The following is a 14,457-nucleotide window of genomic DNA, read 5'->3' as shown; positions in this document are numbered from 1 at the left end:
CGTCGAGCGGCACGGCGGCGCGCGGCCGCTCGTCCACACCTTCCGGGCGTTCGCGCGGGGCGGACACTGCGCGGGCCTGGGCGAGTACCCGTTATGGATCGCCGCCCCCGACAAGCCGCGCGGCGAGCCCGCGGTGCCGCCGCCCTGGCGGGACTGGGCCGTTCATCAGTACGTCCACAGCCCGCTCGACCGCAACGTGTTCCACGGGACGCGGCAAGAGCTGACAAATATTGGGTTTGACCCGCGATAGCATCGGTGTTCACCATCGAAGCAGCTCCGGTGCCGAGCGCCGGGGCGCGATCCAAGGGAGTCACCGTGTCAGCCGAGCTACGCATCACCCTCGCCGGAGCCGAGCGTGTGGTCGCGGCCGGCACGACGGCCGGAGAGGCCCTCGAGGCCGACGGCCGCTCGGTCATCGCGGCCCGGGTCAACGGCGAGCTCCGTGACCTGGCGCACCCGCTGTCCGAGGGTGACGCGGTCGAGCCGGTCGAGGTCTCCAGCGAGGACGGCCGGGCCATCGTCCGCCACTCCACCGCCCACGTCATGGCGCAGGCGGTGCAGGAGCTGTTCCCCGAGGCCAAGCTGGGCATCGGGCCGCCCGTGGACAACGGGTTCTACTACGACTTCGACGTCGCCCAGGCCTTTCACCCCGACGATCTCAAGCGCATCGAGAAGCGCATGCGGGAGATCGTCAAGCAGGGGCAGCTGTTCTCCCGCCGGCCCGTCTCCGACGACGAGGCGCGTGAGGAGCTGGCGGCGGAGCCGTACAAGCTGGAGTTGATCGGGCTCAAGGGCGGCGCCGCGGACGAGGAGTCCGTGGAGGTCGGGGCCGGGCAGCTCACCATCTACGACAACCTCGACCCCAAGACCGGCGAGCTGCAGTGGAAGGACCTGTGCCGCGGCCCGCACGTGCCGTCCACCCGGTCGATCCCGGCGTTCAAGCTCATGCGCTCGGGCGGCGCCTACTGGCGCGGCAGCGAGAAGAACCCGCAGCTCCAGCGCATCTACGGCACCGCCTGGGAGTCCCGCGAGAAGCAGGACGACTACCTCAAGCTGCTGGAGGAGGCCGAGAAGCGCGACCACCGCAAGCTGGGTGTCGAGCTCGACCTGTTCAGCTTCCCGCCGGAGCTGGGCAGCGGCCTGCCGATCTTCCATCCCAAGGGCGGGATCATCCGCAAGGAGATGGAAGACTACATGCGCCGGCGGCAGGCGGAGGCGGGCTACGAGTTCGTCAACACGCCGCACATCACCAAGTCGTCGCTGTTCGAGACCTCGGGGCATCTGCCGTGGTATGCCGACGACATGTTCCCGGCGTTCGAGCTGGAGGGCATCGAATACCGGGTCAAGCCGATGAACTGCCCGATGCACAACCTGATCTTCCGGGCGCGCGGGCGGTCCTACCGCGAGCTGCCGCTGCGGCTGTGCGAGTTCGGCTCGGTCTACCGCTACGAGAAGTCGGGCGTGGTCCACGGCCTGACCCGGGTGCGCGGCATGACGCAGGACGACGCGCACATCTACACCACCCGGGAGCAGATGGCCGATGAGATCAAGTCGCTGCTGAGGTTCGTGCTCAGCGTGCTGCGCGACTTCGGCCTGCCGGAGTTCTACCTGGAGCTGTCGACCCGCGACGAGTCCGACAAGTTCATCGGCGAGCCCGCCGAGTGGGACGAGGCGACCGAGGCGCTGCGCCAGGTGGCCACCGAGTCCGGGCTGGACCTGGTCGACGACCCGGGCGGCGCCGCCTTCTACGGCCCGAAGATCTCCGTGCAGGCCAAGGACGCGATCGGGCGCACCTGGCAGCTGTCCACCATCCAGCTCGACCTCAACCAGCCCAAGCGCTTCGGCCTCGAATACCAGGCGGCCGACGGCAGCCGGCAGACCCCGGTCATGATCCACCGGGCGCTGTTCGGCTCCGTCGAGCGCTTCCTCGGCGTGCTCACCGAGCACTACGCGGGCGCCTTCCCCCCCTGGCTCTCGCCAGTGCAGGTGACGGGCATCCCGATCGCCGACGCGCATGTGTCCTACCTGCAGGACGTCGCCAAGAAGCTGCGCGAGCGCGGCATCCGGATCGAGGTCGACGCCTCCGACGACCGGATGCAGAAGAAGATCCGCAACGCGCAGAAGGCCAAGGTGCCCTTCATGCTGCTGGCCGGTGACGACGACATCGCCAACGGCGCGGTGTCGTTCCGCTACCGGAACGGCGAGCAGAAGAACGGCGTACCGATCGAGGAGGCCGTGGCGGAGATCGTCAACGCCGTGGAGCGGCGCGTCCAGGTCTGACGCGATGACGAGAACGGCGGAGTCTCACGGCTCCGCCGTTTTCCGTCGTCCGGCCTCCGGCTCGGGGATCATCGGGTGAACAGGCGGAAGGTGATGGCGGGGCGGCCGCCGAAGCGCTCGGCCGCCTGGTGGGCGAAGCCTTCGATGAGGTCGCGGGCGTACGACTCGGGGTCCTGGTCGGTGAGCGCCTCGATGTAGGCGCGGTGCTCGACGAGCGAGCGCACGCCGCGCTCCAGGCCGTCGGTGACGTCCACGGCGTGGGTGGGGGAGTCGGTGCCCGCGACGGCGACCCAGCGGACGCCGTTCCAGGGCTCGGCCACCGTATCCGGAAATATCCACCTATTTCCCGCATCCCCGGCGGCGTCGAGGACCGCGCGGCCCACGGCCCGGTGGTCGGGAGTGTTCCAGTACGTTCCGCCCCAGGTGTCGTCCGGGTTCAGGGTGATCACCAGCTCGGGGCGGTGCCTGCGGATGGCGGCGGCGATGTCCTTCCTGAGCGCGGTGCCGTACTCGATCACCCCGTCGGCGTGGTCGAGGAACTCCACGCTCGTCACCCCGACGACGGCCGCGCTGGCCCGCTCCTCCCGCTCCCGCACCGGCCCTGCCTCGGCCGGGGCGAGCGTGTCGATGCCCGCCTCGCCCCTGGAGACGATCAGGTACGCGACCTCGCGGCCCTGGTCGGTCCAGGTGGCGATGGCGGCGGCGCAGCCGTACTCGAGGTCGTCGGGGTGGGCCACGATGGCGAGGGCGCGCTGCCAGTCGTCGGGCATGGGCTCCAGTTGATCGGTCATGGCCCACACCCTAAAGGCGCGCCTGCGCGGGCGTAGGGATCGGGCTCTGAGGGCCGTTGCCCGGGCGCGCACGGCCGCCTCAGCGCTTGTCGCCGGGCGCGTCCGATCGTCTCAAGAGGCGTTGCCTGGCCGCCTGGAAAGGTGTCGGCGGGGTGCGTCCGATCGGTGCGAGGGCCGGTGCTCAGGAACGCCCGATCGCCCCGAGGGCGCGGCTGATGGGCTCAAGGGGTGGTGGAGGGAGACGGAGGCGGAGGGGTGTCAGAGGGGGGAGGGGTGAGTGTTGTCGTCGGGGGTGTCGCGGAGGGGGCGGCGGGGCTCGCCCGGGAGGCGGACGTCGTCGACCGTCACGTTGACCTCCGCGACCCGCATCCCGAGCATGTGGCTGACGCTCCTGGCCACGTTCGTCTTGACCTCGGAGGCCACCTCCATCACGACGTGCCCGTACTCCACCACGATGGTCACGCTCACGGCCACGGTACGGTCCTGGATCTGCGCGCTGACCCCCTGGTTGGCCCGCCGGGAGCCGATGCCGATGCGGTCGCGTACGGACTCGAAGGCCCGCGCCAGGTCGCCGCCCAGGTCGGCGACCCCGGTCACCTCGAGAGCCGCCAGAGCGGCGACCTTCTCGACCACCTCGTCGGCGACCTTGATCCGGCCCTTGACGACAGCGCCGAAGGAGGGCGCCTCCGAGGGCGACACGCCGGTGGGTGTGGAGCTCATGTCTTCGACCGGGTCAGGAGCGGGGGCCGTGGCCGGGTCGGGGGTGTCGGCGGACGGGGTGGAGTGGACGGTCGGCAGGGAGTCGTGCTCGGCTAAGTCGTGCTCGGCTAAAGCGTCACTCATAGCGGCCTCCTGTAGGCGATGCTTGGGATTGTGCCGGAAGAGCGGGCCGTTTGTCCGTGGTCCTATGCTGCTAGGTATGCACGATCAGGCAGGGGCAGGGTCCCCCGACAACTTCGAGCGTCTGTGGACCCCGCATCGCATGGCCTACATCAAGGGCGAGAACAAACCGACGGGCAGCGGCCCCGATGACGGCTGCCCGTTCGACGCGATCCCCAAGATGAGCGACGAGGACGGCCTGATCGTCGCCCGGGGCGAGACGGTCTACGCCGTGCTCAACCTGTACCCGTACAACTCCGGCCACCTGATGGTGGTCCCCTACCGGCATGTGTCCGACTACGACGAGCTGGTGCCGGCCGAGCTGGTCGAGCTGGGGGAGTTCACGCAGAAGTCGCTGCGCGCGCTGCGCAAGGCCAGCGGCGCGCAGGGCTTCAACGTCGGCATGAACCTCGGCCACGTGGCCGGCGCCGGCATCGCCGCCCACCTGCACCAGCACGTGGTGCCCAGGTGGGGTGGCGACACGAACTTCATGCCGGTCGTGGGCCAGACCAAGGTCCTGCCGCAGCTGCTCCGCGACACCCGCCAACTGCTCGCCGACGCCTGGGATTGACCCACCCCTGGGCGGCGAGACCCTGGGACTGACCAGCCCCTGGGCAGCGCCGACGCCTGGGATTGCGCCTCAGGGCAGCGCCGACGCCGGATCGTCCTGGGTGCCTGCTGTCCGGCCGTTCGTGGCCGCTTCCGGGAGGCGGCGCTACTCCGTGCGGTGTCGTGTTACTTCGTCGCGGTCGCTAAGTCCGATGACACGGGACCGGTGACCGACTCGCGGTCGCGCCGGAGCGCGCCGATGCCGGTGGCCAGCAGCAGAGGTACGGCCAGCGCCAGGGCCATGGACAGCACGGCCGCGCCCGAGTCGTTGACGAGCATCCCGACCACGCCGCTCACGAGAGTGCCGATCAGCCCGGCGCGCAGCGCGGGGGAGTGCTCGAACGCGGCGGGCACCACCCCGGCCGATGCCTGTTCGGGCCGCAGGATCGCGTAGATGAGGAACGCGGCGGCCGCGATCACGATCGGCATGAGGTTGGGGCTGAGCAGGGTGGCCAGCATGGCCTGCAGCTTGCGCAGGATGACGTCGAACGCCTCCCCGCTCAGCACCTGCCCCACGAACCTGCCCAGGTGCGTCTGCTCGTCCGCCGGCTTCAGGTAGTTGAGCCAGGCGAACGTCATCACGATCAACCCGCCGGCCACCAGGAACGCGGCCAGCTTCACCAGCGAGACCCGCTTGCCCGCCAGCAGCAGCGCGGTCACCGCGATGCCCGGCACGAACGCGATCACGCCGCCGAAGTCGCTGCCCATCCCGGAGCCGCCGAGCACCATCGCGAACGTGCCCAGCAGAACGATCGCGGCCAGCCCCACCTTGCCCGGCCACCGGTGCGCGATCACCGTGGTGGCCAGCAGGGTGCCGGTGGCCAGGAGCGCGAACGGGATGTTCCCCAGGCCGTAGTAGCGGGCCCCGACGTCCGCGCTGTAGCCCATGATGCTGTTGAGCTGCAACGTCGTACCGGTCAGCAGGTCGCCCGCCAGCGTGAGCGCGGTGATCCCGGCCACCACCGCCAGCGGCCCCAGCGGCCATCGCCGCCACGGCCCAGCGAACGCCACCGCCGTGACGACCGCCGCCCACCCGAGCACCCCGGCCACCAGCTGCGGGAGGCTCGACCAGGGCAGCAGGTTGACCAGGTAGCTGGAGACGGGCAGGGAGGCGAGGGCGACGGCCGCGAAACGTACCGGTGCCAGACCCTTGCGGCGGCGCAGCAACAGGAACGCGACCACGTAGAACAGCACCTGCAGCACAGCCACGATCGTGAAGTAGATGCCCTTGATCGAGCGGATGGCCTGCGCGGTCGCGTCGGCCCGCTGGAGCCGTTCGAAGGTCGCGCCCGGCCCGCCGACCCGCAGCGGGAGGCCTATCACGGTGCTCGGGACCGGCACCCCGAGCTTGGTCAGGATGGTGGAGGTCAGGTCGGGCAGGATCGAGATGTCCTCGCGGCGGGTGGAGGCCGCGCCGAGCAGGTGGCCCTGCGCGCCGGGCTCGCGCAGCGCGGCCACCCGCAGGTGGGGTACGGAGCCGTGGTCGGACAGGCCCGCGAGCAGCACCGTCGTGTCGGCGGGCAGGACCGACAGCAGCGCGCCCGCCTTGGCGTCGGCCATCCGCAGCGCGTCACGCCGCTCGGCGGCGCTGAGCTGGTCGGGCACCTTGGGCAGCTTGCCGCTGGTCAGGTAGGGGCGGACGAGGTCGTCCACGTCCATGGCGATCATCCGGCACCGTTCGAGATCGGGCGTGCCGACCTGGAGCGGGGAGGAGCGGTACTCCTGGACCGCGCCCTGCCGGTCGGCCAGGCCCAGCGCGGCGCCGGGGCCGATGGCGATCGAGCACTGCCCGGCGGCCTTGAGCGACTCGCCCAGCGTGCCCGCGTTGCGCTGCCCGGCCACATCGAGGAGGTAGCGGTAGTCGGGGATGACCGCGCCCGCGCCCTGCTGCTCGGGCATGGGAGGCGCGCCGCAGCTGTATCCGGCCGCCGACCTGGTGCCCGCCGACACGGTCAGCCAGCCGTCGTAGGGGCAGGTCACCCCGCCGACGGTACGAATGGACAGCGAGCCGATCGCGCTGGATCTGGCCAGCTCCCACAGGTTGGGGGAGTCCGCCTGGGTGATGTCGTTCCAGTGCAGGCCGGACACGCCGATGAGCGCGATCCGGCCCGTGCTCGGGTCCTTCGTGGCCTGGGCCGGGCCGGTGAACAGTCCCTGGCCGAGCAGGACCTGCCCGACCAGCACGGCCAGCACGGCCAGCGTGCGCCTCATCCCGATGACCTTCCGTGATCGAATGATTCCGTGGCACGGTAGAGCAAGGTCATGTTCCGGCGCCACCGGACCCGACTACCCTCTCATGCGGTGCATGTATCACGTGCGCCGTTTCATTCGGGTGAGCTTTTCCCGCTCTGGGTGGTTGTGGTGGGCGCCGTGCGTGTTGCGCCGGGCTCCGCCGTGCGACGTCTCGCCGTTGCGGCGCGGTTTGGGGTGATACCGGGGACGTGGTGTCGAGGGTGCCCCGGCGTGACGCGCATTCGGCGTGGCACGTCCCTGGAGTGGGGCCGCACTCTACGGCGTGCGGGTCCGGCGTGGTGCAGGGCCGGTGTGGGCGCGCTCTCCGCGTGGTGCGGGTTCGGCGTGGTGCGGCCCAGGGTGGTGCGGGGCCGGTGTGGTGCGGGCCTGATGGGCTGGTGCCCCGCGTGAGGCCAGGCCGGGTGAGTGGAGGCGTCAGGGGGCCGGGGTCTTGACCTTGGTGGTCTTGCTTTCGTGGCCGAGCCGGTCCACGGCCGTGACCGCGTAGGTCCCGTCCGGCGCGGCCGTGAACGACGGGCTCGTCACGACGGCGACCAGGTTGCGGGCGTCCGTGCCGTGGCAGTCCTTGCCGGACTTGGGCACCTGGTACACCGCGTACGTCCGCGCCCCCTGGGACGGCTTCCAGGACAGCTGGGTGCCGTTGGCCTTGAGGCCGGCGGGGGCGGGAGGGGCGGAGCCGCCGCGTTCCTTGATCAGGGGCAGCAGGGCGGGACGGGAGTAGTGGTTCTTGGCGACGCGGTCCACGGACCCCAGGGGGTTGTCCAGGAAGTTCTTGGCGCTGAAGTAGACCTCGCCCTTGACCTGCTTGTGATCACGGTTGACGCCCACCTCGGCGGCCAGCTCGCCGGGCTTCGTCCAGGCCCGGTCGTCCTTGGCGCCCACCCGGTAGAGCCCCTGGCCGATGTACAGCTGCACGTCCGTGCCCTTGACCTCGTCGGACCACCAGGCCGCCAGCGTGTCGTAGTCGGCCAGCTTGTGACCGCGCGGCCAGTAGAGCTGCGGGAGCACGTAGTCGACGGTGCCCGCCTTGATCCAGGCGCGCGCGTCCGCATAAATCGAGTCGTACGCGGACATGCCCGAAGTGTCCGAGCCGGTCGGGTCGTTCGACTTGTTGCGCCAGATGCCGAAGGGGCTGATCCCGAACTTGACGTACCCCTTGGCGTCGTGGACGGCCTTGTCCACCTGGGCGACGAGCGTGTTGACGTTGTCGCGCCGCCAGGCGGCGAGCTTCTTGCCGTCGCCGTACTTCGCGAACGCCGCCGCGTCGTCGAACTTCTGCCCCGCCGCCGGATACGGGTAGAAGTAGTCGTCGAAGTGCACCCCGTCGATGTCGTACCGGGACACCACGTCCGTGATGACCTTGGTCACGTGGTCGCGGACGGCCGGCAGGCCGGGGTTGTAGTAGAGGCGGCCGCCGTACTTGATCGTCCAGTCGGGGTGCTTGCGCGCCGGATGGCCTGCGGGCAGCTTGGCGGCGCTGTCGCCGTAGGAGGCGCGGTACGGGTTGAACCAGGCGTGGAACTCCATGCCGCGCTTGTGCGCCTCGTCGATGAGGAACGGCAGCGGATCCCAGCCGGGATCCTTGCCGGCCGTGCCCGTCAGATATTGGGTCCAGGGCTCCAGCGACGACTTGTACAGCGCGTCGGAGGCGGGCCGGACCTGGACGAAGACCGCGTTGAGGTTGCGCTTGGCGGCGCCGTCGAGGATCTTGACGTACTCGGCGCGCTGCCGGTCGGGCGAGAGCCCGGTCTTGGAGGGCCAGTCGATGTTCTGGGTGGTGGCGATCCACACCCCGCGCAGCTCGCGCTTGGGATAGTCGGCGTCGGCCTTGCAGGCCGCGGCGGATGCGTCGGGTGCGGCGGCGACGGCCGTCTTCTTCTTGGTCGCTGCTGGGCTCTCCCCGGCCCCGGGGCCGAAGACGTAGGCGGCGGAGGTGGTGACGACCGCGAGAGCAGCAGCGGCTAGGAGTGGGCGTCCAGTTCGCATAGTGCCACCCAGTGTGGCAGTTGCTCCGGCATGCTCGGTACGAAAAAAAGAAATCGACTCGTGATGCTTCTGTGACAAAAGTAAACGGCTGGGCCGGGAGGGAGCAAAGCCCTCCCGGCTCGTCCAGGCCTCAGTCCGCGGTGACGGCCACCTTGCTCGCGAGGTTCGGCGGAAGGGGCTCGTAGCGCAGGAAGGCCCGCTGGAACGTCCCGGTGCCGTGCGACATGGATCTCAGGTCGATGGCGTACCGGGTGATCTCCAGTTCGGGCACCTCGGCCTTGACCAGCGTACGTCCCGTGCCGACGGGCTCCGTGCCGAGCACCCGCCCGCGCCGCGACGACAGGTCGGACATCACCGACCCCACGTAGTCGTCGGCGACGAGCACCGACAGCTCGTCCACCGGCTCCAGCAGCAGCGTCGGCACCTTCGCGGCCGCCTCCTTCAGCGCGAGCTGGCCGGCGATCTGGAAGGCCATGTCGGAGGAGTCGACCGAGTGCGCCTTGCCGTCGTACAGGGTGACGCGCACGTCCACCATCGGGTAGCCGGCCACGACGCCCCGCTCCATCTGGGCCCGCACGCCCTTCTCCACCGACGGGATGAACTGCCGCGGCACGACGCCGCCCACGATCTTGTCCACGAATTCGAACCCGCCGCCCGACGGCAGCGGCTCGACCTCGAGGTGGCAGATCGCGTACTGGCCGTGGCCGCCGGTCTGCTTGACGTTGCGGCCCATCGCCTGGCACTTGCCGCCGAACGTCTCGCGCAGCGGCACCCGCAGGTCGACCCGCTCGACCTCGACGCCGTGGCGCTTGGCCAGGCGGTCGAGCAGCACGTCGGTGTGCGCCTCGCCCATGCACCACAGGACGAGCTGCCTGGTCTCGGCGTTGTTCTCCAGCCGCAGGGTCGGGTCCTCGGCCACCAGCCGGGCCAGGGCCTGCGACAGCTTGTCCTCGTCGGCCTTCGACTTGGCCCTGATCGCCACCGGCAGGAGCGGGTCGGGCATGGCCCAGGCGGTCATCAGGAGCGGCTGCTCGACCTCGGACAGCGTGTCGCCGGTCTCGGCGCGCGACAGCTTGGCCACCGCGATGATGTCGCCCGCGACGCCCTTGGCCGCGGGGCGCTGCTGCTTGCCCAGCGGGCAGGTCAGGGTGCCGATGCGCTCGTCCACGTCGTGGTCCTCGTGCCCGCGGTCGGCCAGGCCGTGCCCGGACACGTGCACGGTCATGTCGGGGCGCAACGTGCCCGAGAAGACGCGTACGAGGCTGATGCGGCCCACGTACGGGTCGCTGGTGGTCTTGACGACCTCGGCCACGAGCGGGCCGTCGGGGTCGCAGGCGATGTTCTTGACCGGCTTGCCCGACAGGTCGGTGATCTCGGGCAGCGGGTGTTCGAGGGGTGAAGGGAAGCCCTGGGTCATGATCTCGAGGATCTCCGGCGCGCCGACGCCGAGCCCGCTGCACAGCACCGGGTAGAAGCTGCCGCGCGCGACGGCCTTCTCCAGGTCCTCCACCAGGACCTTGGTGTCGATGGGCTCGCCTTCGAGATAGCGCTCCATGAGCGATTCGTCTTCGCTCTCCTGGATGATCCCCTCGATCAGCTCGCCCCGGCGCTCCTCGATCTGCGCCGCGTAGTCCGGCCCGGGCTCCTTCTCCGTACGGGTGCCCGTGGCGTAGTTGTAGAACTTCTGCGACAGCAGCCCGATCAGGCCGTTCACGTGGCCGTTGGTGATGACGGGCAGGTAAAGGGGCGCGACGCCGTCGCCGAAGACGTCCTGGCACGTCACGAGGACCTCGTCGAAGTCGGCCCGCTGGTGGTCGATCTTGGTGATCACCACCGCCCGCGGCATGCCGACCTGGGCGCACTCCTCCCACAGCATCTGGGTGAGGCCGTCAATCCCCTCGGCGGCCGACACCACGAACAGCGCGGCGTCCGCCGCGCGCAGTCCCGCGCGCAGGTCGCCCACGAAATCGGCGTAACCGGGGGTGTCGAGAAGGTTGATCTTGATGCCGTTGTGCACCAGCGGCGCCACGGCGAGGTTGACCGACCGCTGCTGACGGACCTCCACCTCGTCGAAGTCGCTGACCGTGTTGCCGTCCTCCACCCGGCCGGCGCGCTGGACGGTGCCGGTCGCGGCCAGCAGCTGCTCGGCGAGGGTCGTCTTACCCGCTCCTGAGTGGCCGACCAGCACGACATTGCGTATCGCATCCGCCCTGTCGGCCGTGGGTGCCCTGCCCGCGGCTCCCGCAGTGCCACCGGTGTTCTTCTCTGCCACAACAGCCTCCCACGTCGCCGGATGTCCCAACGACCGCGCCCAAGCGGAGGGTGTCTGGAAACCGCATGGACGCGGTGTGTTCACCAAATACCCCTGTGGCGGATATCACAAGGGGGGTGGGGCAAAGAAAGTTGTCAGGCGTTCCATGGCCTACGATCGGACCGCGATGCTCAAACTCCTGCGCCCGGCCATGACCCGGATACTCACCCCGCTGGGCAGGGCCCTCGTCGGCCGCGGGATCGGCCCGAACGCCGTCACGGCGATCGGCACCCTCGGCACGGTCGTGTCCGCCCTGCTCTTCTTCCCCCTGGGTCAGCTGACCTGGGGCGCTCTCGCGATCACCGTCTTCGTGCTGTTCGACCTGCTCGACGGCGTGGTGGCGAGGCTCGGCGGGAAGGGCGGCTCCACCTGGGGCGCGTTCCTCGACTCGACGTTCGACCGGGTGGCCGACGCGGCCATCTTCGCCGGGCTGATCCTCTACTTCATCTCCAAGCACGACACGCTCATGGCGGCCGTGACGCTGGTGTGCCTGATCGCGGGCTCCCTGGTGTCGTACGCCAAGGCCAGGGCGGAGGGGCTCGGGCTCACGGCCGACGTGGGGCTGGCCGAGCGGCCAGAGCGGCTGGTCGTCGCGCTCGTCGCGTCCTGTTTCGCGGGGCTCGGCGTTCCGTACATTCTTCCCGTGGGCATGTGGCTGCTCGCCGCGGCCAGCGTGTTCACCGTGGGGCAGCGCGTGGTGGCCGTCCACCGGCAGACGAGGGAGAGATGAGCGACAAGGCGTCCTTCGGTGATCGTGTCGTGGCCGCGGGGTTCGCGGCGGGCTGGAAGCTCGTGCCGCTGCTGCCCGAGCGCCCGACGGCCGCGGTCTTCCGCTTCCTGGCCGACCGGATCTGGAGCAGGCGGGGCAAGTCCGTGCGCCGCCTGGAGTCCAACCTGGCCAGGGTGACCGGGCTCGAGGCGGGCAGCCGCGAGATGCGCGAGCTCAGCAGGGCCGGCATGCGCTCGTACTTCCGCTACTTCCACGAGATCTTCCGGCTGCCGTCGATGAGCGTCGAGGAGATCGTGCGGCGCAGCCACACCATCGGGGCCGAGCACGTCCACGCCAACGTGGCGGCCGGGCGGGGCGTGGTGCTGGCGCTGCCCCACATGGGCAACTGGGACCAGGCGGGGGCGTGGCTGGTGGGTGTGGGCCACCCCTTCACGACCGTGGCCGAGCGGCTGAAGCCGGAGTCGCTGTTCCGCCGGTACGTGGCCTTCCGCGAGGGCCTCGGCATGGAGGTGCTGCCGCTGACCGGCGGCGACGGGCACAACTTCGGCACGCTGGCCACCCGCGTGCGCAAGGGCGGCGTCGTGTGCCTGCCCGCCGAGCGCGACCTGACCAAGGGCGGCGTCGAGGTGCGCTTCTTCGGCGCGACCACCAAGGTCCCCGCCGGGCCGCCGCTGCTGGCCGTGCAGACGGGGGCCGCGCTGCTCCCGGCCATCCTCTACAACGTGGGCGACGACTGGGGCATCCACATCCACGAGGAGGTCCCGGTCCCGGCCGAGGGCACCCGGCAGGAGAAGGTCGCGGCGGTGGCGCAGGGGCTGACCGACGTGTTCGAGAAGGGCATCTCCGAACACCCGGAGGACTGGCACATGTTGCAGCGGCTCTGGCTGGAAGACCTCGCGCGATGAGGATCGGCATCGTCTGCCCCTACTCGTGGGACATGCCGGGCGGGGTCAAGCAGCACATCGACGACCTGGCCCAGGCGCTGATCGCGCAGGGGCACGAGGTGTCGGTGATCGCGCCGGCGGCCGACGACGACGAGTTGCCCCCGTACGTGACGGGCGCCGGCCGGGCGGTGCCGGTGCCGTACAACGGGTCGGTGGCCAGGATGTCGTTCGGCTTCCTGTCGGCCGCGCGGGTGCGGCGGTGGGTGCGTACGGGCGGCTTCGACGTGCTGCACATCCACGAGCCGCTGATCCCGAGCCTGGGCGTGCTGGCCTGCTGGGCGGCCAGGGGGCCGATCGTGGCCACGTTCCACGCGTCGTTCACGCGCTCGCGGGCCATCGCGGTGGCCGAGCCGTTGCTGCGCAGCGCGCTGGAGAAGCTGATGGGCCGCATCGCGGTCTCCGACGCGGCCCGCAAGAGCCTGGTCGAGCAGTTCGGCGGCGACGCCGTGCTGATCCCCAACGGCGTCACCGTCTCCCGCTACACCGACGCCGAGCCGCTCGACGGCTGGGGGCCCGACGGCGCCACGATCGGCTTCCTCGGCCGGATGGACGAGGAGCGCAAGGGCCTGCCGATCCTGCTCGACGCGTTCAGGACCCTCGCGGCCGAGCGGCCGGGCCTGAAGCTGCTCCTGGCCGGGCCCGGCGACGCCAAGGACGTCTACGAGCGGGTGCCGAAGGAGTTCCACGACCGGGTGACCGTGCTGGGCATGGTGAGCGAGGCCGACAAGATCCGCGCCTACCACTCGGTCGACGTGTTCTGCGCGCCCAACACGCGCGGGGAGAGTTTCGGCATCGTGCTGGCCGAGGCCATGGCGTCCGGGGCGACGGTGCTGGCCAGCGACATCCCGGCCTTCCGCAGGGTGCTGGGCGAGGGGCAGGCGGGCGCGCTGTTCGCCAACGGCGACGCCGGCTCGCTGGCGCGCGAGGCGGGCGCGCTGCTCGACGCGCCCGAGCGGCGGGCCAAGCTGGCCGCCGAGGCGCTGGTGGCGGTGCGGAAGTACGACTGGTCGACGGTGGCGCGGGACGTCGCACGCGTCTATGAGACGGTCGCCACGAGCGGGGCGGGGCGCGTGGAGGAAGATCTGTGACATCCACCATCATCGTGCTGGTCGTGGGCCTCGTCGTGGTGCTCACGGCCGTCTACATCTCCTGGCGCGCGGGCCGGCTCGACCGGCTGCACATCCGGCTGGAGCTGGCCCAGGAGTCGCTGGACGCCGCGCTGATGCGGCGCAGGGCGGTGGTGCTGGAGCTGGCCGGCTCGCGCCTGCTCGACCCCGCCACCTCCCTGGTGCTGGCCGCCGCGGCGCACGAGGCCAGGAGCGCGGGCCCGGAGGAGCGCGAGCACGCCGAGAGCGACCTGTCGCGCACCCTGCGCGCGGTCGTGGACCAGGAGCGCTTCAGGGAGAAGCTGGCGGAGTCGCCCGGCGGTGGTGACCTGCTGGACGAGCTCGACTCGGCGGTGGCCAAGGTCGTCTACTCGCGCCGCTTCTACAACAATGCGGTTGCGGTCACGCGGGCGGCGCAGCGGCGCTGGCTGGCCAGAACCCTCCGCCTGGCGGGCCATACCGAATATCCGCAATTCTTCGAAATCGATGACAATCCGCCGGCAGCTATGGCAACTGAATGACCTCATTTGGGGAAGCCAGTAAGCTTCATCCCGTTTTCGGGCTGAAG

At 70.5% G+C, this 14,457-nt stretch carries 12 protein-coding genes; 7 read left to right on the top strand and 5 right to left on the bottom strand.

Translation table 11 applies throughout. The features are described from left to right. Positions 1-250 (top strand): hypothetical protein (locus ACWDX9_RS36590; RefSeq protein WP_449962310.1); only part of this gene is annotated, 250 nt, incomplete at its 5' end. A gap of 65 nt (positions 251-315) precedes the next feature. Then, positions 316-2,280, top strand: a complete 1,965-nt coding sequence (gene thrS, locus ACWDX9_RS36585; RefSeq protein ID WP_449962308.1) for a threonine--tRNA ligase — start codon at positions 316-318, stop codon at positions 2,278-2,280. Positions 2,281-2,348: 68 nt separating this feature from the next. On the opposite strand, the gene ACWDX9_RS36580 is transcribed toward thrS, so the two are convergent. Both ACWDX9_RS36580 and ACWDX9_RS36575 read right to left on the bottom strand, forming a co-directional pair. Beyond that, the gene (locus ACWDX9_RS36580; protein WP_449962306.1) at positions 2,349-3,071 is read right to left on the bottom strand and encodes a PIG-L deacetylase family protein; all 723 of its coding nucleotides are present in this window, start codon (positions 3,069-3,071) and stop codon (positions 2,349-2,351) included. A 258-nt stretch (positions 3,072-3,329) separates the two neighbouring features. Next, on the bottom strand, positions 3,330-3,914 hold the full coding sequence (locus tag ACWDX9_RS36575; RefSeq protein ID WP_449962303.1) for an Asp23/Gls24 family envelope stress response protein: 585 nt from the start codon (positions 3,912-3,914) through the stop codon (positions 3,330-3,332). 76 nt (positions 3,915-3,990) lie between these two features. Between ACWDX9_RS36575 and ACWDX9_RS36570 the strand changes: the two genes are divergently transcribed. Beyond that, positions 3,991-4,521, top strand: coding sequence for an HIT family protein (locus ACWDX9_RS36570; RefSeq protein WP_350727156.1), 531 nt, complete (start codon positions 3,991-3,993; stop codon positions 4,519-4,521). 164 nt (positions 4,522-4,685) lie between these two features. Here ACWDX9_RS36570 and ACWDX9_RS36565 read toward each other — a convergent pair whose 3' ends face one another. The 3 genes from ACWDX9_RS36565 to ACWDX9_RS36555 form a co-directional block, all read right to left on the bottom strand. Beyond that, positions 4,686-6,770, bottom strand: a complete 2,085-nt coding sequence (locus ACWDX9_RS36565) for a hypothetical protein (protein ID WP_449962301.1) — start codon at positions 6,768-6,770, stop codon at positions 4,686-4,688. Between the two features lie 456 nt (positions 6,771-7,226). Next, positions 7,227-8,798 (bottom strand): glycoside hydrolase family 10 protein, encoded by a 1,572-nt coding sequence (locus tag ACWDX9_RS36560; RefSeq protein WP_449962298.1) that lies wholly within the window; start codon positions 8,796-8,798, stop codon positions 7,227-7,229. A 130-nt stretch (positions 8,799-8,928) separates the two neighbouring features. Then, positions 8,929-11,070, bottom strand: coding sequence for an elongation factor G-like protein EF-G2 (locus ACWDX9_RS36555; RefSeq protein WP_449962295.1), 2,142 nt, complete (start codon positions 11,068-11,070; stop codon positions 8,929-8,931). Positions 11,071-11,215: 145 nt separating this feature from the next. Here ACWDX9_RS36555 and pgsA point away from each other — a divergent pair, with 145 nt between their 5' ends. Genes pgsA through ACWDX9_RS36535 form a run of 4 tightly spaced genes read left to right on the top strand, consistent with a single transcriptional unit; the run spans position 11,216 to position 14,410 of the window. Next, a complete protein-coding gene (pgsA, locus tag ACWDX9_RS36550; protein WP_449962293.1) occupies positions 11,216-11,839 on the top strand; it encodes a phosphatidylinositol phosphate synthase in 624 nt (207 codons plus the stop codon). Beyond that, positions 11,836-12,744, top strand: a complete 909-nt coding sequence (locus ACWDX9_RS36545; protein WP_449962290.1) for a phosphatidylinositol mannoside acyltransferase — start codon at positions 11,836-11,838, stop codon at positions 12,742-12,744. Before pgsA ends, ACWDX9_RS36545 begins: the two co-directional genes overlap by 4 nt. After that, positions 12,741-13,871, top strand: coding sequence for a glycosyltransferase family 4 protein (locus ACWDX9_RS36540; RefSeq protein WP_449962288.1), 1,131 nt, complete (start codon positions 12,741-12,743; stop codon positions 13,869-13,871). The genes ACWDX9_RS36545 and ACWDX9_RS36540 overlap by 4 nt, the downstream gene beginning before the upstream one ends. After that, positions 13,868-14,410: a hypothetical protein gene (locus ACWDX9_RS36535; protein ID WP_355198438.1), complete on the top strand. Its 543-nt coding sequence runs from the start codon at positions 13,868-13,870 to the stop codon at positions 14,408-14,410. The genes ACWDX9_RS36540 and ACWDX9_RS36535 overlap by 4 nt, the downstream gene beginning before the upstream one ends. Positions 14,411-14,457: the final 47 nt, after the last annotated feature.

It is taken from the genome of Nonomuraea sp. NPDC003201, from assembly GCF_053590415.1.
The sequence above is the reverse complement of the archived record's forward strand: the minus strand, read 5'-3'. Positions and strand labels throughout refer to the sequence as shown.

Bases quoted from the DNA above. Each gene is read 5' to 3' on its own strand.
- ACWDX9_RS36580 (WP_449962306.1), bottom strand. From the start codon at position 3,071: ATGACCGATCAACTGGAGCCCATGCCCGACGACTGGCAGCGCGCCCTC.
- ACWDX9_RS36575 (WP_449962303.1), bottom strand. From the start codon at position 3,914: ATGAGTGACGCTTTAGCCGAGCACGACTTAGCCGAGCACGACTCCCTG.
- ACWDX9_RS36570 (WP_350727156.1), top strand. From the start codon at position 3,991: ATGCACGATCAGGCAGGGGCAGGGTCCCCCGACAACTTCGAGCGTCTG.
- ACWDX9_RS36565 (WP_449962301.1), bottom strand. From the start codon at position 6,770: ATGAGGCGCACGCTGGCCGTGCTGGCCGTGCTGGTCGGGCAGGTCCTG.
- ACWDX9_RS36560 (WP_449962298.1), bottom strand. From the start codon at position 8,798: ATGCGAACTGGACGCCCACTCCTAGCCGCTGCTGCTCTCGCGGTCGTC.
- pgsA (WP_449962293.1), top strand. From the start codon at position 11,216: ATGGCCTACGATCGGACCGCGATGCTCAAACTCCTGCGCCCGGCCATG.
- ACWDX9_RS36545 (WP_449962290.1), top strand. From the start codon at position 11,836: ATGAGCGACAAGGCGTCCTTCGGTGATCGTGTCGTGGCCGCGGGGTTC.
- ACWDX9_RS36540 (WP_449962288.1), top strand. From the start codon at position 12,741: ATGAGGATCGGCATCGTCTGCCCCTACTCGTGGGACATGCCGGGCGGG.